The organism is Janthinobacterium breve (genome assembly GCF_051380895.1).
GTDB lineage: Bacteria > Pseudomonadota > Gammaproteobacteria > Burkholderiales > Burkholderiaceae_D > Janthinobacterium.
The window spans coordinates 279,687-302,366 of record NZ_JBNYXY010000010.1; the positions used below are offsets into that span (position 1 = coordinate 279,687).

Below are 22,680 nucleotides of genomic sequence, written 5' to 3' on the forward strand. Positions count from 1 at the left end.
TTTAGCACTACTACTAACCCGCTGAAGCGGGTTGTGGCGCGTACAATCCAAGAAGAATAGTGAAATATATATCACTAACAGCGGCGTAACGCCCCCCCTGATTCAAACACGCAGTCCGACTTGCTAGGACAAAATCGTGGCTGCCACCTCGATAGGGTATACCCCACTGCCAGCAGTTAATGCCGCCCCCTGCCACTGCAAGTGGAAACTGATGGGGCCGGCACCAATATCCAGTAGAACGCGGGTGAATATATTTTTGCGATAGGCCGTCGATCCATCCAAATACCACGCCCGCAGCGTGGCACCTGGTGCTGTCTCTGTCCCCGAATATAGTGAGAGCACCGCGCCACCGCCAGCTTCTGTATTGGTGTATGGAAACGAAATTGTGATTTCGCATTTGGCTGGCACAGCATTAGCTGGGGCAGGACTCATTACAGATACCGTCGTGCCGGCAATAGGTATGCTTGCAGCCGCGTTGGTAGTTGTCTGTGCTGAAAATTGTGTCGCCACGGCTGGTACCGGCCGGCGCAGCGCCTCCACAAACTCAGAAACAAATCGGCCGACAGCCGGGGTGTAGAGCCGCTGAAGCCCATCACCGCTAGGGTGATGAATACCATCGCCGCCATGGAACCCTGACTCTTCTCGAAAACCAATTGTTCCACCGACCAGGCCAGGGGTGCCACCAAAAACAAGATATTCATCGACGATTGGCGTGCTGAGCACCAAGTCTGGAGTATATTCAAATTCAAATTCCGACACGACGCCATTCCCGGCTGCGTATCCGAATCCAACGGCTCCAGCCCAAAACGATGGCGCGTAGCCGTAGCCGTCAACCAATTTGGAATTATTGACCCATATTTCGAGATAACCGCCGGTTGGACGCACCCGCAGCCGCACAGCACCGCCCACCGGCACTGTCAGTCCAGTCGCTATAGACAGCAGCTGCGTCGTCCCGGAATACACACGCAAAGTGGCCCCCATGGCCTCCAGCCTGACCAACAGGCCGCCCGTTTCTGACTCTGACGGCGACCTGGCCACCAGGAATGCGATCGTGCCAGCCACCGCCAGCGTGAATGTGGCGGAAATATCGACGTCGGCCGATTTGATCCTGCGCGTGGAATACGAATTGGCGCCGGTAGCTGTGACGGTGCAGGTGTAGCCGGCCGAGGAACTCGTTTTTGCATACATCATGCCGGTGCCGACATTCCACAGCGCGGCGTTTGCCCAGCCGTTAAAATTGCGTTCACGGAGCCGTTGGGCATTGTCGGTATGCGTACCGGTCAGGACTACGCGGCTCAGGGCATTGACGTCGATGAGTCCCCACCCGTACTGCAGAGCCATCGCCCGCGCCGCATCAGCAATCGCCTGAGTGACCGGTATGACCCCCGACGCCTGGATAATCGACGGGATTGAGGGCGGCACCAGCACCAGAAACGGAACCTTCTCCCACGCCTGCACCGAGGTCCATATTGATTTCATATGCGCGATCCATGAAACCTCATTGCCGCCATATGCATTCGTGCCGTGAGCGATGACAATAAAATCAGGTTGAGCGTCCCGCACGTGCGCCAGCCATGATTTTCCAGTGACGGTTCCGTTCGGCCACACGTCGTTACGGAGATTACTGTCTGTGCCAATACTTTCGCTACCACCACCCCGATGCGGAAATGCATCGCGCCAGAACGATCCGCCATCATTTTGCCCCGTAGTGGCCGGATCACCAGCAACAAATGCGGGGGAGGACAGATTGTCCAGGGCGCGGCCAAGAAGCGACATATTCAGGACGCGAATTTTGCAGAACGGCATCCGTTTAGCCATCATGGTCTGGACCATAGCGGCGACGCCGTTACCATAGAATGAATCGCACACCTCGGAAATGGAATCGCCGGCGATGACGCCGAGCAATGAACCCTTGTTATATGCAGCCCGGATCGCTGGCGGGAGGAATAACACGGGGCGATCAGCGGTAAATACCTGGTCAGGATGCCATGAATTTTCCTTCAGTACCGGATAGGCGGTGCCAAAATTCGTATCTATCCAGCCCGTACGCACATAGCCCGGCCCTATGTAGCGTTTCAGCAATTTTTTGGCGCTGGTATTGAAATAGCCAGGTGGCACGTGGAATGTATCTGTGGCCGTGTCCGCCTCGCATGCGGCAATCGCGGCAGTGTTGTCCAATGCTGCGCCAGCAACGGCGCCATGGTCCACCACGCTAGGAAATTCGCGCAGCGCGGCATCCACCGTCCTAGTACCGTACCCCACACCGGCAGCACCGGTCGGTAATGCTAAGTCAGCCGAGGTCAAGCCTTGGATCAGCCTAAACTTATCTGCCTCAAAGGTACCTGACGTAGTGAACGGGAGCTTGAGCAGGATTGGTGCGTAGGTGTTATCTCCATATTGAACTGTTTGGGTCGCGATTTTCATTAACAAGCCAGCAGCATACTCAACAGGGGGCAAGTATCCTAGAGTCGCATTGGCTGCACTGAGATTGAATATTTCGCCCAAGACATTTACCTCGCTGGTCCAGCGCGCTAGAGCGGTAATATGCGCATCAGCGCGTGCGACAAAAACGTCAGAATCATCTCCGCGCGATGGGGCCGGTGGCAGTGGTGTAATCATGTCAATCCTTCTATTTCTATTGAGCAAACGGCGTAGTTAAGGTAGGTAATATCGATGGACAGGTCTTTGTAGAACCCGTACACAATGGAGGAACCGAAGCGGACTATCCCGATGTAAACAATCGGCGTCGCGCGGTAGCGGGCCAGCAGGGTGAATGTTTGGTCGACCGCGCTAGAATCCAGCCACAACGGCAGCGTCACGCGACGACTGAACGCGCGCTCGACCACGTTAAAATTGCCAAACGCATCGCGCGCTTTAACGCTGTAATCAGTCAGGCTGATTTTTGCCCCACGCTGGGTCATGCCGAGCGTTTTGGCATGGCCTATGATCAAGCCACCGCATAAGACGAGGTGCCCAACATTGGTAAGCGTGATCGTGATTGTCAGGTCTGAATACAGAGGTAGGTCGGTAAAGGCGATGTCATTTACCCTGACAATCGGCTCAAAGAAATAGCTATACCAATCATTGATGCCTGACGTGGTCGCAGGATTGATCGTCTTATCGAAAACGACGCCCAGGACCGGATCGGATGCTGTTACCCGGATGATGGCGCAGTCGACATTGAGCAAGGCTATCCCATTGGCGATGCCCGTCGTGGCCAACGTGACGACGATGGAGTCCATGTTTGACGCCTGCGACGTGATGCTGGCATCGAACATTTTCCAACGATTCGTCGCGCTTTCCTCGACCCAGTATGTGGGGCTGGTCGCGGGAGCGTGGCTCATGTTCCCAGCCTGCAGCGAAATGTAAATCTTGTGGATATCTGGGCCGATGACCATGATGCGGGCACCGATGCTGTAGCTCACCGACGAGCTGTAGAGCGGACAATCATTCTCGACAATATTGCTGTATTTCAGCATTTCATCGGTGATCACGAGGGGACGGATAATCTTCATGCGGACACCGCCTTTACCGGCAGCGGCAGATCAACATCGGCCCGCACAAGCAAGCCTTCACCGTCAACGCGCTTTAACAGACGCACCAATGCGCCGGTATTCTGTGCAATAGCAATATCACCATCTTGCGACTGTCCGGCGAACAGGTTCAGCGCTTCGCGCATCGCACGCATTTCCGCTAACAGGGCAGAGTTATCGCTACCAGAGAGCATGGCTGAGGTCTGCATCGCGTTATAGATGCGCGACGGCCCAGTGACTTCCAACTCGGGCCCATTTTCACCGACGAGGCGCAAGCCGCCGCCAAAGTCGCCACCTGCAGCGAATCCCGGAATCTTGACGCCATACTGCACCGTAGTGGCGGCCGTAGCCTCCAGGCTCCCGGCCGTCCGGCCACGAATCAGCGCTAATTCCTGGGCGGTGGAGGCCTGCGACTCGGCCAGCGACAGCATGGCTTGCGACAATGCCGGCAAGCTGCTGGCGGCCTCCTGGTCCCCTGCACGTGCTTTCGCTGTGGCGATGGCGAACGCCGCTTGTGCTGCCGCATAGGATTGTGTGGCATCCGTTCCCAGCAGACCACGAATGCGCTTGATTTCATCAATAATGCTATCGGTAACAGACTGCCATGCCTCAGTGATCTTCTTGGCTGCTTCGATGGCATCCTCGGCTGCTGGGTAGACTTTAGCGAAGGCTGGAGCCAGGGCCAACAATGCCGCATATTGCTTAGCGCCGTTTACAGTCGCCAGTACACCCGAGTTAGCCAAGCCCAGCACAGTGTCTTTGAATTGATCTCGCGTTGTCACGCCGGCCAATCCGAGTAAGGCCATCTGTTCAGTGACCATTTTACTGACAGGCGCCAGGCGCTCGGCCTCACTCAGGAAATCAGTAGCGAACGCCTCTGTGAGACTTTGCAACTTGTCTAAGCCACCGACACGATCAAGTAGATATTCGCGTGCCGTCAGGCTACTCATTCCAACGGCGCCAAATGTCGTGCCGATGGAACGCATAATCGCATCGAGGCTGGCATAATTTGAGGCAATACGTACCAACGTTTCACCCAGCCCCTCTCCAACCTTTTGAAAACCTTCCATCTGCGGATAAATCGCCGTGGTAAGTGTGTCAAATGCCACACTGATGCCAGCTGATAGCGCGTCAATTAAGTCCTGTCCTTTAAGCTCCCTAGTCGTGACTGAAAAATCAATAACCACCGCATTAATCGCATCAGTGAGTGCTTTACCATCGGCGCCCAATTTGACGCCGGCATCGACCATCAACTGCCCCATATTGTCAAAAATAAGGGTGAATGGCTTGAGCGCAGCTGGGCTGAGGGGCGCCTTATTCACATAGCTATCGCTTGAATTGCCATGAAACCAGCCGCCATCGCTTGTCTTCGTTACATCCTCATATTGGATACCGTTACCCTTACCGCGACGCAAATCGCCCAGGGAACCGCTGAACTTGACGCCAGAATCGGTAATGGTTGTGCTCTTATCGCTGCCGAAAAACGATTTGGTCGATGAGTTTTGAGTGCCAAAGGCACTCCCCTTCGTAAGACCAGCAGTCTGAAATATGCCCTTGGCGGCCCCACCCAATGCCGACTCAATATTTTTCAGCGCCGTCAACATCGAGTTTTGATAGCCCAGCTCCAGCGAGGAATTTTTCTCCATGATGTCGAGCGAGTGCGCCATCGATTCGGATTTGGCCGTGGAATCGCCCAAGACCGTGCCGGTTCCCTGGGTTTTCTGGCGCTCCTCAAACGTGGTCGCCACCGCACCGCCGCCACCGCTCATGCTGGAACCCATGCCAGCCATGAATGCGATGATTGCGGCCGCGCCGACGAAACCCCACACACCCAGCTGTTCAAACGCCTTGGCGACGCCAGCGATAGTCGAGGCGGTCGTTTTGACCACGCTATTGGCCACGGACACGCCAGTGGTCGCTGTATCGACGGTGGCGGCGCCAATCATCGCTGCCGACTCAAAGCCCTTGCCTGCGACCACTGCGGTTGTCTTGGTCGACGTCGCTGCCAGCGATTGCACCATCGATTGCACTGCCATCGCCATTTCGACTGCGCGGAACGCACGTTCAGTTGCCTGCAATACCTTATATCCCGCAGTGCCTTCCTTGAAATATCCCTTCGCCGCACTTGTGATGTCGCCGTAGGATTTGACCTGGGCGCGTGCCGACTCCCGCTGTGCGACTGAGGCAAGCCGGAATTTTTCGGGGTCAGTGTCAGCGCGTCCTTTGGTGGCCTCGGCCAGGTCTTTACCAATTTGAACTTGACGTGCTGCAGCGTCCGAATAGGCTTTGACCATCCCACCGATGGCTTTGCCGCCCGCTCCAAACGCGGAACTCAGGCTCTCTGCAATGGATGTGCCGACATACTTCCAATCCTGAATTGCCCGTTCAGCCGCTTTTTTCAGCCCCTTGTCAACATCCTGGCGATCCAGGCCATCGGCCAGGCGCAAGCGCGCTGTGCGCTGATCCTCCAGGTACTTCAGAATTTTCGGCGCCTGCTCAATCTCGGCTTCCGCCGCGCCGGAGAGAGTCTGTTCTTCAATAAACTGTTTTTGGCTGGCGATTGCCAGGGCCAGGAGTGCGGCGGTTTCGCGCTCGATAGCGCCACGCGACTCTTCACGACCAATATTTGCGGCATCGATCTTGTCAGCTTCAGCACTCAGGCCACTGATGTACTTGTTCATGGCGTCGTCGGATGCGGAAACAACCGCCTCCTGGCGCAGGAATTCGGCTGCTCCCAGCAGGTTGACATCGTCGTCGGTCTTCTGTTGCGCGGCCTTGCTTTTTGCGGTGAGGTCACCAATCTGCTTGGCGTGCTTTGCCTCTTCCGCCGCCGTCAAATTGTGGTGGGCGCGAAGGGCCGTGATTTGGCGGGCATAGCCGTCGATTTCTTCTTTGCCAGCGGCCTGCGCGTATTCGATCTTATTTTTATAGTATTCCTCGTCGCCCATCTTGCCTGCGCTGTGGAACAGGTCGTCCATACGGCCCAGTTGGGCGATCATCGTTTTTTCAGCATTCACATAGTCTTGAATGCGCGCCATTTGATCGGCCAGCTCAATGTTGTCGGCGGCATCAGCTTTAGCCGCTTTGGGCTTATTACTATGGGCGGCGGTGAGTGCCTTGACGTGCGCGGCAACCGCTTCTGGCGTGACCAGAACACTGTCAGGATTGGCCTCTTTTATCTTCTTGATGTCCTCGTAATAGCCATCCAATGCCACTCTCAGTTCGCCCAGCCCACGCTTTTGCAATCTCTGATCGTCAGCTAATACACGCGATGCAGCATGCTCCCCGGTCGATTGGACGAGTTGCCGTGCACCCTCAGCATTCGCCTCAGCATCCACTTTATTCAACTCGGTGACGGCGGCTGTCAGCTTGCGCACGATGTTCATGCGTGACTCGGCCAGGCTGGCGCTCATTGCATCTGGCGCACGGCCCAGTCGTTCGTTGCTCTCTGCTAGCCCGGAGTCAAACTGCTGAAGTTGGAAGCTGTATTTGCCAACATTCGATCCCGGCGTGGCCCGCTTCCCCCAGTTGCCTACCGCATCAACTGCAGCGCTCACGCCAGCACGGATTTCATGCCACCCTTTGGCGATATTGCCCAGGTTGGCAACCATTTCGTGGCTGCGATCATTGAGAACACGCGCAAACTCCTCAGTCGCCCGTGCGCTCGCTCCCTTGGCGTCACCCTCTTTTTCCAGCGCCCGAATTTCCTCATATACAGCTTCTGTCAGGAAGTGATACTGGTCATCGAGTTTGAGCGTGGCACGCGAGATGACCTCGGTGGCGCGCGTGGTGCTGCCCATCGACTGAACGGCGAGGCTTTCAAACTGCTTGATGGTTTTTTCGATTGATACGCCCGCACCATGCTCCAGGGCGACAACTGCCTCAGTGATGTAGCCGATCTGCGTGCCAGTAAATTTGCCGCTGGCCGCCAGCTCGGTAACGGCATGCTTTGCCGCGCCAACAGTACCACCCATCTCTACAGCGGAATGGGCCAAGGCATTGAGCGAGTCGGCCGTCATGCCGGCGTAATTCCCCGTCAAAATGAGCGCGTTGTTCATCTCACGCTGTTCCATACCGCCTTTGATGAAGGCATAGCCCAGCCCTGCAACGGCAGCAGCGGCGGCCAGAATGGCCAGGCCCATGCCGCTAAACAGAAACGATGCGGCGCCGGTCTGCTCGGCCAGCACCATCAGGGAGCCACCGAAATTGGAAAACCGGTTCTGACTCAGTTCATGCGCCAGAACGATCAGTTCCTTTTTCGATTGGGCCGTTGAGAAACTGAATTCGTGATGTCCCTTGGTGGCCTTGGATACATCGTCGGCATGTTTTTTTGCCGCCTCGCTGGCTTCAGTGAAGCGCGCGATCAGCGGCGCGGCCTCCTGCGTGACGCCAAGCTGGGCCGCCTGGTGCGCGAGGAGCTGGCTGCGCGACATACCGATGGTGGCAGTTTGTTCTTTGAGCCTTGCGATAAAATTGTCAGCCGCCGCGCCCTGGCGCTCCTCGGCGGCAATCATGTTCCGCAGTGCCTCGGTGTTGCTGACGATGGCGCCGGCCTGTGCCTGGGTGGCACGCGTGCCGCCCAGCATTTTTGCCTCGTATTGCGCCAATTCGGCCGCGTTTTTCCCCAGCATGTCATATTGACGCTGCAGGTTTGCGACAAACCTCTGCGACTCCTCGGAGGCGACATTGCCGGCTCCTGCGCCTGTGGTATGCGCCGACTGCGCACTCATTTGTGCAGAAGCGCGTGCCAAGGACGCGGCCAGGTTGGTATTTTCGTCCGCGTAGCGGCGCGTACTGACAGCGGACAGTTCGGCGGCACGTGACTCGGCATCCAGCGCCGCCGTCTGCTCACGCGAAGCCGCGACCATTGCTTTGATGCGTGCGGTCGCGGCTTCTTCGCTTTCGGCCATCTTGACGACAGCGTCGGCCGACTTGGCAACGGCCTCGGTGCCGGTCGTGAATTCGGTCGTCATCGCGCGGCCGGCCTGCTCAACGGAAGCCGCCATTTTCTTGGCGGCCGTATCGATACGTTCGATTTCTGGTGTGGCTTGCTGGCCATCCACCGCAATACGAATTCCGAACTCAACGACCTTATTAGCCACGCGATGCCTTTTCTCTAAATATTTTCAATGCTTCGGCTTCCATGACGCGGATGCCTGTGAATACATCTGCCCATTGAGTGCGCCGCAATCCCATCAACTCCACCGTAGCCCGTAACGCGCTGTAGTCCAGTCCGATGTAACTGATTGACGCCATACCAACGGCAAACCGCCATTGCGTGTCCATCGAAACAAACACATCCACGATGACTTGGTTTTCGGCCCATACCTCAAAAACCGGGATTGGCCGATGAGCGTAGGTTCTGGCCTCTTCCGCCATCCCAAGCACCTCGAAGTCCGAGGCCAGTTCATCGGCCCCCTGGGCGATGCTGCCGCCAGCCCAGAAGGCGGCAGCATCACTTAGTTTTTTTGCTTGGCGTTCTTCAGGGAGTCAAAATAGGCGCGCACGATACTTGGACGAACAGGGAACATTTCCAGCACCGTATCCAGGTTGGCGTGGTTGAACTCCAGATCAACACCCGCCTCATCTGCCACGCCCGACCAGCCGATCAGTACCGCATCGATAATGTCGCGGTCGCCGATGGCGCCGCCATTAATGTCCTCTTGCTGTTTGACGATCTCGCTTTGCGACAGGCGGCGGAACTTGGCAGTAAATTGCACTGCACGCGTTTTTCCGCCATCGATAGGAAAATCGACAGTGACAGGCCAGGTATAGGCAGGGAGTTGGGCGACTTTAAACATGGTATTTCCTTCTATTTATTAGGGGAGAGAAAATGCACCAGGGATGCTCCCTGGTGCGAATGTGTTACATGCAGGTCAAGGCAATTTCGTCATTGCCATTGACCGGCAACGGCTCCAGCGTCAGTTTGTAACCGACCATTTCTTCAATCTGGGCATATTCGACGCCTGTGATGCGCGCCTTCATTTCCGTTTTAAACTTTTTGCCTGCGACCGTGCCATGCATCGAGGTCAGGTCGAGCGTTGCGCCTGAGTCATTCAGGGCAAAGGGATTGAAGGTGGCCAGGTCAGGCGCCAGCACCGTGATCGATGCCGTAGGCTTACGATCCGTAATCAAAATTTCACGCTGCGGACCAGGGTTGTCCATGCGCGCAATTTTGTTGCCCAGCGCCCAGTCGAATTCGGAGAACGACAGCGGTACGCCACCGATGTTGACTGGCCCCGTGTTGACGCTGTTAATGGCTTCTTCCAGCGTCCAGCCGGTACGGTCGACCGTTGGCATGGCGCCAGTCACGGGCGTGACATAACAGGCGTCAAAGGCAAAGGACAGCATCGGCAAGCCTTTTGCGCTCATTTTGGCTTTGACTTCGCCGCGCATGCCCAGCAGTTTATGCAGCGTGCCATCGATGACCATGTAAGCAGTCGCCGACGAAAAAACATTGCTCACCAGGTTGTAGGCGACGGAGGTGGCGGCCGTTACCGTTTCGGCCAGGCCGCAGGCCATCAATAATGCGCCCCACTTAGGTGCAGTACCGACGACGCCAGACGGAGCAATGGCAATGTCAAATGCCAGTTTTGCCCAAGTACTGACAATGACGCTGCCCGACGTACCCATATAAGGCAGATCGATGTTGCGCTCGGCACGGTCCACATCCATCGGCGTCAACGAGACGTTGCGCGCTTCGATCCAGTTGAGCAGGCCGGTCGGCGCTGCATCCAGGGCGTAGGTTGCTTCCGTTGCCAGCACCAGCGCTTTGTTGCGCCACTTGCGTGGATTGACGATCAGATTAGCCATTATTTCGTACCTTTCTTCGGTTGGTTGGTATCCGCGCGCTGGGTAGCGGCATCGATGACCAGGTCAGTTTGGACAACTAGGGCGTCAGCTAGGGCAGCCGGCGGCGTCGTTTCGGCTTGGGGCGCGCTCGATGTTGTGTCAGGCCTTGCCAGGCTGCTGGCATACGTGCCAGGTGCTGCGGCCGGTGTGCCGAGGCGAGCGCGCAGGCCAGTCGCAGGATCAATCACGTACTGGCCGCCTTGTCCCCAGTGAAGGTCGGGGGCGCCAGGTGCAGGGGTTTTCATAAGATGCTCCTGTTATAGAAACTGGTGATATAGACGTCCTGCCACCACATGTGGCCGTCCTTGAACACCAACAAATTAGCCGCTGCGCCTTCCAGCGGGGCATAGCCTGAAACTGGCTCCCAGCCGAGCAATAGTTCGCTGACGGCCTTTCGCAGCGGCGCAAGTTCCTGACGTGCGGCAGCGCCATGCGCGTCGCTGACATTGCGCACGACGAACACCACGCCCACCGTGGCCTCGACCCGCTGAATCACGGTGGTGGCGTCCTGGCTTGGCCCGTACTTTTCATCCAGGGCGATTACAAACGCGCATGGCGTGACTGTTGGGTTGTTCTCGACCGCAGTTTGAAAATCGGCAGCGCCACCCACCAGCTGTAACGCCTCGATGCTGGCCAGGCGGTCAATAATCTCGTCGATCATGGCCGGCCCGCGCGTCGAAATACTGCAGGGCTGGTGGTGAACAACACGGTGGCCGACGCGGTATTCCCAGGGACGCCTGCAGCGCCGTCGAGAGCCACTTTCCCGGCCTGTACGTCTTTGAGCCACTTCACCGCATCGGTGTAGTCGTCGCGGGCGCGTTCGCTGGCCGCTTCGCCCAGCAGGTTGTAACGGGCAATGGCACAAACAAACTGCACGACGATTTCCGGCGCTGGATTCAGCGGCGCGCTGTAACGGCCACTGATATACCCATCGACGAATGCAGATGCTGCGAACAGTGCCTTGTCGACCGCACCCGCAGGCAGCATCGACTCGCGCTGGGTCACCTCGGCTTGTCCGTAGCGATCCACCAGCTGGGCGCGCGTGGCGTAGGTCGTGGTCATTTGTCGTCGCCGTCCATGCCTGGTGTGATGTCCACGTCCTGCACACGCAGGCATGGCTCGTCTTCCAGCTGCCATATCTGATCAAGTGTCAGTTCGTCCTGGCGCACCACCGTTGGCTGTGTGCTCCAGGCGCGGCCGGCGCGGCGGAAACCGTCGTAGCGCGCGACAACCTGCAGGCCTGGCACGCTCACACCCTCCACCTGGTCAAGCAGATCACCAGGCACGACAGCCAAGCTCGATGCGATGGCGGCCACCAGATCGGCACCTGGCTTGCCGCTGATGCCGGCGTCAGTCGACATCGAGCCATTCGTACCTGTCGTATCCGCCGCTTTCGATGCGGCTTCTTGGCCAGAGGTACTTGCCTCGCCCTGGGCGCCGTTCGCGCCATCCAAACTTTGCACGCCCTGGGCGCCCATACCGCTCGCTGTCGCTGACTTTGCGGAGGGCATATCTTTTTTTGTCATGGGTTACTCCTGAAGAAATTACGCTGTAGCGCTGCCCTGGATGTCATCCAGGGCGACACACATGACCCGTGACAGTTACGCGGCGGTACCGGTCGAGCCGAACGCGGTCTGCCAGAAACCGTAGCCACCGGCCGCGCGAGCTTCGGCGCCGAACTTGAATTTCTTGGTGCTGAAAACGGCGTCCGACTGGGGATCGGTCTGCTCGACCAGTACCGGCTTTTTGCGCTCCTGGTAGATAAACGGAAGCACCGGCTTGGTGGTATCCAGCAAAAACCAAGCGCTGCGCGAACGCAGGCGCGGTTCGACGACCACTTCATAGGCACCCTTGAACGGGTTGGCCTTGCCGTCTTCCAGGCGATCTGTCGTCATCAGCAGGTTGGCGACGAACATCAAGGCGGGTGGGACTAGCAGCACGTTCGGCTTTACGTTCAACGAACGGCCTTCGTCATCCTTGAATTCCATCATCGCCATGCCTGCAGCGCCCAGGCTGGCTTGGGCTTCTGCCACGGACTCGGCCGACAGCTTTTTGTCAAACATGTTGCTCACACTGCCCAGGTGACCATCTGGCTGGACGACAGGGTGGTCCGTGTCAAAAAAGTACTGACCATCGAAACAACGATTGGTAAAGCCGGCATTGACGACGTCATACACGATCTCGTCTGGCAGCTGTTTCGCCGACATGCCAGCACCTTTGGCTTGTGTGGCATAGATGCCCAGGTTGTCGTCTTCGATATCGTTGCGTTCGACTTCGATGGTCGCTTCAAAGTCTTCGTTGGTGATCGAATATTTGAAACCCTTCAAGTTCTTGACCGCCTTGGCGCCGATCCAGCGTTGCATCTTGGGAAACGCGCTCAGCCAGGCATAGTCGTTCTGGCCGGAAGTCGACGGCACCAGCATGGCAATCTTTGCCCAGGATGTAGGCGCGGCGTCAAATGCGTTGTTGAACATCGCCTTGAGCGAGATGAACAAGTTCGACAGGTTGCTTTTATTAATTAACATGAGCGTTCCAATAGGGTTGTGTTACGGGTTCGATTTATACCTGCTGCAGGCGCTGTTATTCGATCCAGACACCATCGGTATCGATACCGACCACGCGCCCAGCTGGCGAGCGCGTGCCGGTGCCGCTGGTCTTGGCCACCGTCTCGTCATCGACGATGTAGACCGTTTTGCCGAATTCAGCCTGGGTGACTGGGTCCAGCGTCGAATTGGCCCACTTGAACGCTTCGCTGCGGCGCACCAGAATGGTCCGGGCGCCATCGGCCGCACCGGTGTTATCGACCAATTCTTCGGCGCGGCCCAGATACGTCAGCGTGGTTGCGGTGGCGCCAGGGGTGGCAAAGCCAGTGGCATTGGCGCAGACGATGGCGCCGGCGAAAATCTTGACGCCGGCCGCAACCGCGACGGGGATGGCGTTGGCATGCTTGTATTGCGTGTTGCGGTCAGAGGTAAGTGACACAGTGGCTCCTTAGTGAAATGGGTGTGCAGGACGTTAGTTGCGCGGTTCAGCCGCCAGCGTCGCCAGGTAGTCCTTTTGCGAGACGCCCATGGCCGCGCACAGCGCCACTTGGGATTCGCTGAGTTCACTAACCTTGTTCTGTGGCTGGCCGTTGGTTTGGGTGCCATTCAGTGCAGCCACGACAGGCAGGTTGGCGATGTATGCAGAGAGCGCCGCCGTGTCTTTAGCGCCGAACTCGCGCGCCCAGTCCACCATCGATGGCAGCAGACGGTGGCTGTCCAGGCCCGCTTGAATGACGCTGTCGAGGGATTGCGTGCTCAACTGGGCGTTCAGACTGGCAACCTGGCTATGCAACGCCGTCAGGGCAGCGACGGGAACGAACTTGGCGGGATCGGGCTTGGCAGCGTCGGGGGCTTTCGCATCGATCAGTTTCTGGATGGCTTCGGCAACAGCATCGTCCGTGCTTTCAGCTGGCAGTTTCAGCATGGCGATCAGTTTTTCGAGCAAGCTCATTAGGGACTCCTGGGTAGTTGTAGCGTTAAGGGAAGAAAATTGCATTGAGGCGGCAGCGGTCAGGACTTCATCCATGCCAAGAATTGCGGGGTTGTTGGTGAGGGCCGCCATAAACAAGCCCGTGACGTCGCCATTCGCGGCGAAACCGATCACGGGCGAGATAAAACGATATTCCTTTGCGTCGATCATTCCCGACGCCTTTGCGGTCCACTCCACGTCGACGCCGAACAGTCCGACGCCTTCGCGCCACTCCAGTTTGTGGAACCAGCCGGCTGCAGGCGCTGGCTGGCCGTTTTTCTCAATGTGCAAGATTTGGTGGTCGTAGTCGATGACATACGGCGTCGGACGCGCAGCCGCAGCGGCGATCAGCGGTTGCGCCAGGCTGGCGGTCATGCGCCAGGCTTTCGCTTCGACTGGTCTACCATCGAATGAGCGAAACTCGCCTGTTGGCGTCAACTGGATTTCACGCGAGCTGCTTTCAGGCAGGGCCATCGAGCAGGCGGCGACGGCCACCTGGGGTGCGTGAATAGGTTGTTTTTTTGGGAGGGCTTTGGACATGCAGCCATCATGTCAGGCGCGCGCGAGGATGTAAGACTGTCAGCTGACAGCACTAATTACGGTCGAAAATAGTATTTGGAGGGGGAAGTTGCTTAGCGGAATCGCCAGCAAGGCCGTTACAGGCCCGTTAATAGCCGTTTTTCCCGATAGGATGAGGCGATGTGCCAGCCGGGTGCATTTAAACGCCGTAGCGGCGCTTAAATGCGTTGTCTACCATTTCTCTGAGAAATGCCGTTATTTCTTGATTGCGGCCTTTTTCCGCTCACGTTTTGGAGGAGCAGCCAATTTCTTCAGCCGCCGGACCTCCCTGGCTTGGACCCTCGTGCGCTCGACCCTGAGTTCATGCCGAGTAGCCCTGATAAACATGCCTCTCTCTTTAACTGACGCGAACGTGTGGCACTCAAGACTCTGGCGCTTAACATCCTCGATCAAAAAATCAAACTCCTGCATCGACTCCGCGTAACGCCCTGCATATTGCAAAAAGAAGGGAAGACGGCACCAGCTATAAACAGAGTGATCTCCGTGTTTCAGCATCTCGACCTTGGCCAGCTTGAGTTTTTCTATCGCGCCATTCCAGTCGCCAAGTAATTTTAATGCGGTAGCATCCCGATGAAGGGCCGCACCCGGCCATTCGCTACTGTAATCAACATTCGACGAGATGGTTATTACAAACTGAGGTGATGCGTTTTCAGTACTCATCGCCATATGTCCTGTCTCTGCTTAATCACGAGATAATAGCGTAATTGACAAGGCCGACTGTTATCTATGACATGATGTACTGTCGAATGCCTTCGACGATCAAATCCTCCTCCGTTTTTTCCAGTTCTCCAGTCGGTGTCAGCGGCATGAACGGTCGCGCCGGAATATCTCCCCATAGGTGCCGCCATGCCGCCTTGGTGCCACCGGCATGTTGCATACGGGCGTATCGCATCGTCGACCCCATGGTCAGCGCATCACCCATGTCGGTTTGAGTGACTGCAGAGAATATCTGCCGCGCCAGTGCGCCAGATCGGCCCTGCAGGGGACGTTTGGCAGCGGCCAGTAGCTTGCCCTTGGCCAGCATCTTGCCGGTCTTTTTTGAAGTGCCACCGCGCGAGCGGATGTAGTTGGCCAACGTGACGGCCGTGTTTGGGCGCCAGGCAACACCAGACGGCGACGTGGCGGCCGCAAAGCGCTGCTTGACGCGCTCCACCATATCCTCGCCCAACACCATCAGCACCGGCGACAAATGGCCGATTTTGTATTGCAGCTGGCCCAGGGCGATGGAAACTGCGTCTCCCGATGTGTTAATGGATGATGGCATAACGTCCCTTTGCAATGTCCGCCTGCAGGCCGCCTGTTGGCTGGTAAGCCGAGACCAGCTCGTAGACGCCTCGTTCGTTGAGCTGCGTTTCAGCTGCAATCACGGCCTGGCGCGGCTCACCGGCATAGGAGACATACACCAGGCGCCCGGTGCGGGTATCGAACAGCAGTTGATCCGGCTGGGCCAGTATGGCTGGCAGGCGCGCGACATCGTCGGCGCTCAGTGCTCCAGCAGCCTGGCTACGCGCGGCCTGGCTGTTGGCGATCACGCTGTCCCGAATGCTGATGGCCGCCGCACTTGGCACTGGCACCTGATTTTTCGCCATCCAGGCGATGGTCTCAGGCGATAGCGCGCCTATCACGGCCGTGCGGCCGGCCGGCGTCGGCATTGCCCTCGCTTCGCTGACAAACGTCCTGTAGGCGGCATCGCGCTCCTGCTGCAATGCAGGGCGCAGCGCCTGGTTCATGACGGCGCCCACCGCCGCGTCCAGTTTAATCAGCTTCGCGTCGACCAGCTCGGCCAGCGGCTTGGCGACGTTTGCACCAGGCGCGTAGTCGAATCCCCGGTCGATTCCCACTGGCGCCATGGTTTTCGGGTCGATCTCGTCCCAGCCTGCAGGTGGCTCGTCCAGGCCCGCCTTCTGCGCCTTGGCATGTTCGGCCGCATCTACCGCGATGATGCGGCATTCACAGCCCCAGCCGTTCGGGCAGAAGTGCGTCAGCCAGAACGGGTGATCGTGCGGCAGCACGATGCCGTCCCAGGACAGGTGGAGCGGGCGCGGGTGCAGCACGCTATCGGAATGCACATATTCCCAGTACGGGCGCAGCGATAGCAGGCCCGGATCGGTGAGCTGCTTCCATCGGCCGGCCGCGTAACTCGTGGCCATGTTGGTCTGATAAATCACCGCCGCGCGCCATGCCTGGCCAGCCTTCGAACCCTCGCCAGTCCAGCCGGTCCAGCCGTTTTTCTTCACCAGAGCGTCGAAGTCCTTCTTGAACGCGTCGATGCCGGCGCCGCCCTCGATTGCCTTCCTAACCGCCGCGTGCAGGTCATTCAGCAGATCGGCATTGGCGGCACCGGCGACGATGAACGCGCGGTCGTGCGCGCTGCGCATGATGTCGTCCCAGCGGGCCGTAGGCAGGTTGAGCTTTTGTTCAAAGAAGTTCAGTTGCTCGGCGAACGGATTGGCGACATAGTTTCCGGCCGCGTCCTTCCCAGGGAAATTGGCAGGAACCGGCATTACGCGCCGCCTTGGGCGTCGCTCAGCCCCTTCAACTCAGCCAGAGCGAACGCGGCCGCCATCAGCTGCACCATGGTTTCCTGCGGCGCGCCGCCGAACGCCGCCACCATGTCGTCCTGCAGGCTGGCCAAGCTGGTTGCATTCGCTACCATTGCCCCGACCTGGCCAATCTGGCTGGCCCAGACCGGATTCGCCGCGCTGGCCAGCTGGTCGACGATACCGTCGACCAGGCTGGGCTTACGGGCCGCTGCCGGCGCTGGAATGGTCGCTGATAGCGCCACTTGTGCAGCTGGCACGGCAGGCGTCTGTGCTGAGCGTGGCTGAAGCACCAGGATTTCCTCGTCGCCCTTGGGTTCTGGAATGTGCAGCCGCTCCTGGGCCCAGCTGCGTGGAATTTTGAAGCCGACAGCCACCATTTTTGGTAGCGCCGTGGCGTAAGCGGTCATATCTTCCGGCTGGCTGGTTTCCAGCACGAACCGTGGGCAGCGCGCCAGGCCCTCGATGCCTGGCCGATTGATGGCTACCATCGGATAAATCAAATCCCGTGTGATAGTGCCGCTAATCTGACGAGCATCACCGCGTGCCAGGTCCAGCCGCACGCCGTTGTGTACTTTCCCCAGGGCGAAGCTGCCGCCACCGCCGGCGCCGACATCGGTGGTCAACGTTTGCCCCAGAATGCTCTTGCTCTGCGACTTTTCGGCCCAGTTGATCATGTCCAGGTGAGCGGAGCCGCCCGAGCCACTTACTTCCTTGATATCAATCGACATCCCATCGGGCATGATCGCGCGCGCATCGTGGCCAAGGGCGGTCACGGCGCGCATCAAGGACGATTTCTCATCGGCCGACGCGCCCGCAAAATATTTACCAATGATGATCGGTAGCCCGTAGGTCTCCAGGAACTCGGCGAAGTCGCCCAGGGCGTAGGCTTTGTACAGGAACAGCCATACCAGCGTGCGGTGCAGACCCGCACGTCCCATGTAGCCGGATTTCGGCTTGCCATGGGTATGCATGACCCAGCCGAACGGACGCAAGGCGGCGCCATAGGAGGAACCATCGATCAGATTGATGGTGCTGCGGCTCTGATCCAGGGTGAACCACTCCTGGGGGCGTGGCAAATAGGTAGGCAAGCGCAACTGCCCCTCTCGGCGCCACTCCAGTTCCACTGCCGCAAAACCATGGCCTACGCCCTCCATCAGCGACAGTAGTATGTCTTCCAGCGGGTCGGTCGCATCGGTCAACATCTCAGTCACCCATTCAGCTGCAGCCTTTTCTGCCGCATTGGCATTGCGCGGTGGGACAACGCTCCAGCGCAGGCTGGCTACGGCATTGCGCCGCTTGTCCATCTCCGAGCGCAGATGCGCGTCGCGCTCTTCCAGATCGGCAAACAGACGGTGCTGCTCAAATAGATTGCCGGCGTCGGCCTCGCGCAATACCCGATCCAGTCTGGCAGGTGTCAGGCCGCCCAGCATGGGCGTCAGGTAGCGGTTTTCCAACGCGGTGACGTTCGCAGTCTGCGGGGCAATGAATACGGTCCGGTCGATTGGCTGGCCGTGCTGGTCTACTATGGTGCTCATAACATGCTCCGTGAGCGAGAATCGTTGTAATCATCGTTGTGGGAAACGGTCCCTTGGCCGCGCCGGCTCACCGACTGGAAGCCGTCACAAACGCCGTCAGCGGTCATCTGATAGACGGCGTAGGTGGCCAATGCCAGTGCCACGGCGGTGTCGCCATGGCGCATATGGCCGTCCGATCCTTGGGTATGCGCATTGTCAGGAACCTTGGCCACACCCTTGTCCAATTTGATAGCGCGCAGGTCGTTCAGCACGTCCGCGTCTTTTGGTATGACCAGGTTCTGGTCTTCAAACGCGGCTTTCAGCCTGGGCATATTGTCGCGGTACCACTCTACCGACAGCATCACTTGGGCGATGCGTTGCGCGCCATACGCCTGCATCGTGACCTCAGCCAGGTACTGGCCATTGCCACGCGCATCCATGGCGCCAGAGCGGAAACGCGGCAAACGGTCGATCAGATAGAACAGCACCTGGCGTTGCTGATCGAACGGCACATTGCGCATCTCCAGGATGAAAGGCGTTACCAGGCGCAAATCGCGGGTTTGTACCAGGGGCCAGATTGCGGACAAGTCGCCCTTACGCGCAAAGTCCTGCCCGAAGTGATGGTCCAGGTTCGGATCGAGCAGCTTGAGCAGCGGCTGCAGGTGATCCCGGCACCAGTCCGCAGCTTCCGCCTCCCGGATATGCGGTGGCAGCAGCGTAAATTCATCCGGCAGCGCCAGGCGCACGACAGGGATACCGTCCCGCATGCACGATTCGATTACGGCACGCTGCAGGTAGCTTCCTGATCCGGTTCCGGGGATGACGTCAAGCTCTTCGGCCGCGTTGCTCGCATAGAACGCCCGCATGCCCGCGACCCATGTCGCTTCGGTAGCTTCCGTCCAGACCTTCGATGTCGACAAGCAGATGCGCTTGAACAGCCCCTGTTCCACCGCCGTTTTGAAGTCGATGCGATGCACCGAGTACGGCAATTTCTTGGCGCGGCAGTCCTGCACCAGCTCGTTAAATGCATTGGTATCTCCATCATGGGTTGAAATGATGCGCACGCGACCGCCCCACATCAGCAGAGCAATAGCCGCCTTGACCAGGCCGGCCAGATCGCCATGAAATGCCGCTTCATCGATCACCACGCGCCCCTGCTTGCCGCGCAGGTTCGACGGACGGCTGGAAAGTGCCGTGACGCGAAAGCCGCTGGCGAAGGTGATGCCAAAGGTCAGGATGTGTTTGTCCTGCTTGTCCTCGTCCTGGTCGATGAACACCTGTTCTTCCATCTCGCCGGCCGCCAGCTGGTAGTGCCTGGCCCAGAACGCCACGTCCAGGATGAATTCCTTCGCCATGTCCTGGTTGTAGCCGATGTACCAGGTATCGTCGCCTCCAGCTGTCCGACTGGCAGCGCCGGTCAGCGCCGCATCGGCCGCCTCGGCCCAGCTGATACCGACGCGGCGCGATTTCTCGCAGACCTTTACCTGGGCTTGATCGCCGACCCATTTCTGCTGATACGGCAACAGGACGGTTGGTGCGGTCAGGGTCATCCTGCAATGCCCAGGATCTCGCGGCGGATTTGGTCAACCGCTTCCGGCGTCAAGCCAGCCTTTTTAACCACGGCGGTGACAGACGCCAGTGCGGCGATGGCACGGGCTTTGACCTCGGTCGCATATTTCTTATTGCTGATCGAGGCGCGCGCCAGGTCGGCAATCGCGCGGGTGATGCCGGCCAGGTTCAATTTCGACGGATCGACGTTCAGGTCCAGGACGACGTTAAACAGCTTTTCTTGGGTCATGCGGATTAACGCCTGGCTGACGGCATCCTCCTCGTCAGGACTGGCATCGATCATGGCCTTGGCCTGTTCGCTGACCATGCGCAGCGACTTCATGCGCTCTTCAAACGCGCTGCCATACCGATGAATGGACGACTTCCCGACGCGAAACTCGGCGCCGGCCTGCTCCAGCAACTTGTTTACTTCCTTTTCCAATAGTTCATAGCCAGCAAACCCTGATTCAACCAGGGCGCTATCAAGCCATTGTTTTATATCGGCTGGCAGTTGCTCCAGCTTTGAACGGGGCGGCACGCTCAGGCCCAAGTTTTGACAGGACGAGCAATGCCAGGCAGGCAGTCAATCGTGTATTCCACGATGTCGGTGCCATAGTGGTAAAGCTCGGCAAACCAGCGACCGCTTGGCTCGCGCTTGATCGCCACCAGCTTGCGCGACTCCAGGTAGCCGACTTCCTTGCGGATTTCCAGCGCCGTGGTATCGGGATAGAGAGCACTGATAGTGGACAGCAGCACGTCCTCATAGCAGCCCACGGGAGCGGCGTTATGCAGGGTCAGCAGTAGATACCAGCGCATAGCCTCACGGCGAATTTTTTGATGGTCGATCATGGTTGTCCTGGTTGTTTGCCCGAGAGTTGAATGTTCTGTACGCGCTGATTAATGGTGTCCAGCTTGGCTTCGATGATGGTTTGGTTGCGGATGAAGTCTTCGCGGCGGACGTACTGCAGCGGCAACTCGGCGCGCCACTTGAGCATGTCGCGCTCCAACTCGTTCATCTTGTCGACGACTTTTCCTTGCTCCTCCACATGCCGCGTCAGCAATTCATTGATCGACTTGTTGGACGTGGCCAGCGCCGACTCCTGGGACATGAACCGGTCGCCCAGGCGCCGTTCAAACTGGCCAAACATCATTTTTGCGCCAGCGGCGACTGCACCAAAAAAGGCCAGCAGCAGCGTAACGAGCTGCCAGAACTCAAGCTCTACCTTCATGCATGCACCCCGACCGGATAGGTCGCGCGTTCCAGTTCTTCCTGGCATTCGATACAGGTTTGAACGCCAGGCACTGCCTCGCGGCGCTTCTCGGCGATTGGCTCGTCACACACTGAACAGTCATGGGCGGAGTCAGCGACCGTCTTGCCGGCCAGGCCGGCGCGGCGCCGCTGATCGCGCAGGGCATCGAGACGCGCAATCTCCTCAACCTCGCTTGCGCGGTCAAAAACGTCGGTCATTGGAGTTTCCCCAGCATGACGTCCTTTTCCCGGCTGCTACGCGAGCTGCCGAATTCAAACTGGTGCGCGTCGCGCAGACAGCAGCCAAAAATGCCGGCAATTGACGACAGCAAGCCGACAACTTCGCCAGGGATTTGGGAACGGAACAACACCAGGATGGCGATACAGGCGATCAGACCGATCACATCACCGGCCACCATATAGTCGGCGCGCCGGTTGGTGTAGCCGGTTTTGTGCAGCGCCAGATCGCGGGCGCGGGCGTCTTGAACGTCTGCCAGGTAGTCCTTCACCAACTCGGTATCAGCTGCCAGCACGGCTAGGTTGTAGGCTTGTGCCAGTACCGGATCGGCTGCCAGCGCAGTGAGAGCCGCCTGGCCGTCGCCGGCCTTGGTAACGGCCATGGCAATATCAACTGCCTTTTGGGCAACGGCGGCGGGCGCATCGCCCGCCCCAAAGAAGCGCATCAGCCCCGGCGCGAACTGCGCCAGACTGACGGCCAGGGTAATCGGGTCCATCATTTTTTCTCCATGGTCGTGGTTTTGCCAGCAATGGCGGTTGGGGTGAGGAACAGCAAGCGTTCGGCCTCACGGCGCCGGGTCAGTCCGGCCAGTACCACGCCCTTGGACTTGTTCCAGCGAGGGAACTCGGCGGCGGCACCGGCCACGTCACCCTGGCGCAGCTTGCGCGCCAGGGTGGAGCCATCCAGGGCGTCAATGCCGCAGTTGAAGGCAAACGAGCCGAGGGCGTCGAACTGGGGCTGTGTCAGGCGCGTAAATTCCTTGTTCAGGAAAACTTCGACCTTGGCCATATCCGCGTCAAGCAGCTTGACGCACTCGGCCAGGGTGAGGCCGTTTGGATAAAGGGAACGTGCCAGCGCGCGGTCGGCCTCGCCAGTGAGAAAGCGGCCGCGATACCAGATGGCGTGGCCCCAGCCTATCGTCCAGATTTTGGACGGGTCCATGTAGGGGTCGTAATTGACGGTTGAAGGATCGCCGTCGAGGATGCCCTCGAACGAGCGGATGATGGCGGAGGCGGCGGGAGAGAATTTCATTGTCACACTGTACGCACGCGCGGGGCGGCGTCTCAGGGTGACAACTGACAGCAGTACAGCTGTCAACGGGATAGCGAAG

At 58.5% G+C, this 22,680-nt stretch carries 23 protein-coding genes; all 23 read right to left on the reverse strand.

What is annotated here, in order from left to right; all coding sequences use genetic code 11:
* Positions 1-123: 123 nt before the first annotated feature.
* The 23 genes from ACQ4W0_RS21640 to ACQ4W0_RS21750 all read right to left on the reverse strand — a co-directional run bounded on the left by ACQ4W0_RS21640 (position 124) and on the right by ACQ4W0_RS21750 (position 22,601).
* Complete coding sequence (locus ACQ4W0_RS21640; RefSeq protein ID WP_436578615.1) at positions 124-2,619, reverse strand: hypothetical protein; 2,496 nt, start codon at positions 2,617-2,619, stop codon at positions 124-126.
* The gene (locus ACQ4W0_RS21645; protein ID WP_436578616.1) at positions 2,616-3,515 is read right to left on the reverse strand and encodes a hypothetical protein; all 900 of its coding nucleotides are present in this window, start codon (positions 3,513-3,515) and stop codon (positions 2,616-2,618) included. Before ACQ4W0_RS21645 ends, ACQ4W0_RS21640 begins: the two co-directional genes overlap by 4 nt.
* Positions 3,512-8,635: a phage tail length tape measure family protein gene (locus tag ACQ4W0_RS21650; RefSeq protein WP_436578617.1), complete on the reverse strand. Its 5,124-nt coding sequence runs from the start codon at positions 8,633-8,635 to the stop codon at positions 3,512-3,514. Before ACQ4W0_RS21650 ends, ACQ4W0_RS21645 begins: the two co-directional genes overlap by 4 nt.
* Entirely contained in the window at positions 8,628-8,912 is a 285-nt protein-coding gene (locus ACQ4W0_RS21655; protein ID WP_436578618.1) for a DUF1799 domain-containing protein, read from the reverse strand. The genes ACQ4W0_RS21650 and ACQ4W0_RS21655 overlap by 8 nt, the downstream gene beginning before the upstream one ends.
* Positions 8,913-8,992: 80 nt before the next feature.
* Positions 8,993-9,334, reverse strand: coding sequence for a phage tail assembly chaperone (locus ACQ4W0_RS21660; RefSeq protein WP_436578619.1), 342 nt, complete (start codon positions 9,332-9,334; stop codon positions 8,993-8,995).
* A gap of 64 nt (positions 9,335-9,398) precedes the next feature.
* Complete coding sequence (locus ACQ4W0_RS21665; protein WP_436578620.1) at positions 9,399-10,346, reverse strand: phage tail tube protein; 948 nt, start codon at positions 10,344-10,346, stop codon at positions 9,399-9,401.
* Between the two features lie 280 nt (positions 10,347-10,626).
* Positions 10,627-11,046, reverse strand: coding sequence for a phage tail terminator protein (locus ACQ4W0_RS21670; protein ID WP_436578621.1), 420 nt, complete (start codon positions 11,044-11,046; stop codon positions 10,627-10,629).
* Positions 11,043-11,447 (reverse strand): gp436 family protein, encoded by a 405-nt coding sequence (locus ACQ4W0_RS21675; protein WP_436578622.1) that lies wholly within the window; start codon positions 11,445-11,447, stop codon positions 11,043-11,045. Before ACQ4W0_RS21675 ends, ACQ4W0_RS21670 begins: the two co-directional genes overlap by 4 nt.
* The gene (locus ACQ4W0_RS21680) at positions 11,444-11,911 is read right to left on the reverse strand and encodes an HI1506-related protein (RefSeq protein WP_436578623.1); all 468 of its coding nucleotides are present in this window, start codon (positions 11,909-11,911) and stop codon (positions 11,444-11,446) included. The genes ACQ4W0_RS21675 and ACQ4W0_RS21680 overlap by 4 nt, the downstream gene beginning before the upstream one ends.
* Before the next feature lie 75 nt (positions 11,912-11,986).
* Positions 11,987-12,910, reverse strand: coding sequence for a Mu-like prophage major head subunit gpT family protein (locus tag ACQ4W0_RS21685; protein WP_436578624.1), 924 nt, complete (start codon positions 12,908-12,910; stop codon positions 11,987-11,989).
* Between the two features lie 55 nt (positions 12,911-12,965).
* Complete coding sequence (locus ACQ4W0_RS21690; protein WP_436578625.1) at positions 12,966-13,367, reverse strand: hypothetical protein; 402 nt, start codon at positions 13,365-13,367, stop codon at positions 12,966-12,968.
* Positions 13,368-13,400: 33 nt separating this feature from the next.
* Complete coding sequence (locus tag ACQ4W0_RS21695) at positions 13,401-14,438, reverse strand: phage protease (protein ID WP_436578626.1); 1,038 nt, start codon at positions 14,436-14,438, stop codon at positions 13,401-13,403.
* A gap of 234 nt (positions 14,439-14,672) precedes the next feature.
* Positions 14,673-15,137, reverse strand: a complete 465-nt coding sequence (locus tag ACQ4W0_RS21700; RefSeq protein WP_436578627.1) for a hypothetical protein — start codon at positions 15,135-15,137, stop codon at positions 14,673-14,675.
* Between the two features lie 64 nt (positions 15,138-15,201).
* On the reverse strand, positions 15,202-15,741 hold the full coding sequence (locus ACQ4W0_RS21705; RefSeq protein WP_436578628.1) for a phage virion morphogenesis family protein: 540 nt from the start codon (positions 15,739-15,741) through the stop codon (positions 15,202-15,204).
* Positions 15,725-16,981: a phage head morphogenesis protein gene (locus ACQ4W0_RS21710; protein WP_436578629.1), complete on the reverse strand. Its 1,257-nt coding sequence runs from the start codon at positions 16,979-16,981 to the stop codon at positions 15,725-15,727. Before ACQ4W0_RS21710 ends, ACQ4W0_RS21705 begins: the two co-directional genes overlap by 17 nt.
* Positions 16,981-18,555: a DUF935 domain-containing protein gene (locus ACQ4W0_RS21715; protein ID WP_436578630.1), complete on the reverse strand. Its 1,575-nt coding sequence runs from the start codon at positions 18,553-18,555 to the stop codon at positions 16,981-16,983. Before ACQ4W0_RS21715 ends, ACQ4W0_RS21710 begins: the two co-directional genes overlap by 1 nt.
* Positions 18,552-20,084, reverse strand: coding sequence for a hypothetical protein (locus tag ACQ4W0_RS21720; RefSeq protein ID WP_436578631.1), 1,533 nt, complete (start codon positions 20,082-20,084; stop codon positions 18,552-18,554). Before ACQ4W0_RS21720 ends, ACQ4W0_RS21715 begins: the two co-directional genes overlap by 4 nt.
* Complete coding sequence (locus ACQ4W0_RS21725) at positions 20,081-20,620, reverse strand: DUF3486 family protein (protein WP_436578632.1); 540 nt, start codon at positions 20,618-20,620, stop codon at positions 20,081-20,083. Before ACQ4W0_RS21725 ends, ACQ4W0_RS21720 begins: the two co-directional genes overlap by 4 nt.
* 2 nt (positions 20,621-20,622) lie before the next feature.
* Positions 20,623-20,931 carry a hypothetical protein gene (locus tag ACQ4W0_RS21730; RefSeq protein ID WP_436578633.1) on the reverse strand — a complete coding sequence of 103 codons (309 nt, stop codon included), beginning with the start codon at positions 20,929-20,931 and terminating at the stop codon, positions 20,623-20,625.
* Positions 20,928-21,311 (reverse strand): hypothetical protein, encoded by a 384-nt coding sequence (locus ACQ4W0_RS21735; protein ID WP_436578634.1) that lies wholly within the window; start codon positions 21,309-21,311, stop codon positions 20,928-20,930. The genes ACQ4W0_RS21730 and ACQ4W0_RS21735 overlap by 4 nt, the downstream gene beginning before the upstream one ends.
* Positions 21,308-21,550, reverse strand: coding sequence for a TraR/DksA family transcriptional regulator (locus ACQ4W0_RS21740; protein ID WP_436578635.1), 243 nt, complete (start codon positions 21,548-21,550; stop codon positions 21,308-21,310). The genes ACQ4W0_RS21735 and ACQ4W0_RS21740 overlap by 4 nt, the downstream gene beginning before the upstream one ends.
* Complete coding sequence (locus ACQ4W0_RS21745; RefSeq protein WP_436578636.1) at positions 21,547-22,068, reverse strand: hypothetical protein; 522 nt, start codon at positions 22,066-22,068, stop codon at positions 21,547-21,549. Before ACQ4W0_RS21745 ends, ACQ4W0_RS21740 begins: the two co-directional genes overlap by 4 nt.
* A complete protein-coding gene (locus ACQ4W0_RS21750; RefSeq protein WP_436578637.1) occupies positions 22,065-22,601 on the reverse strand; it encodes a lysozyme in 537 nt (178 codons plus the stop codon). The genes ACQ4W0_RS21745 and ACQ4W0_RS21750 overlap by 4 nt, the downstream gene beginning before the upstream one ends.
* Positions 22,602-22,680 lie beyond the last annotated feature (79 nt).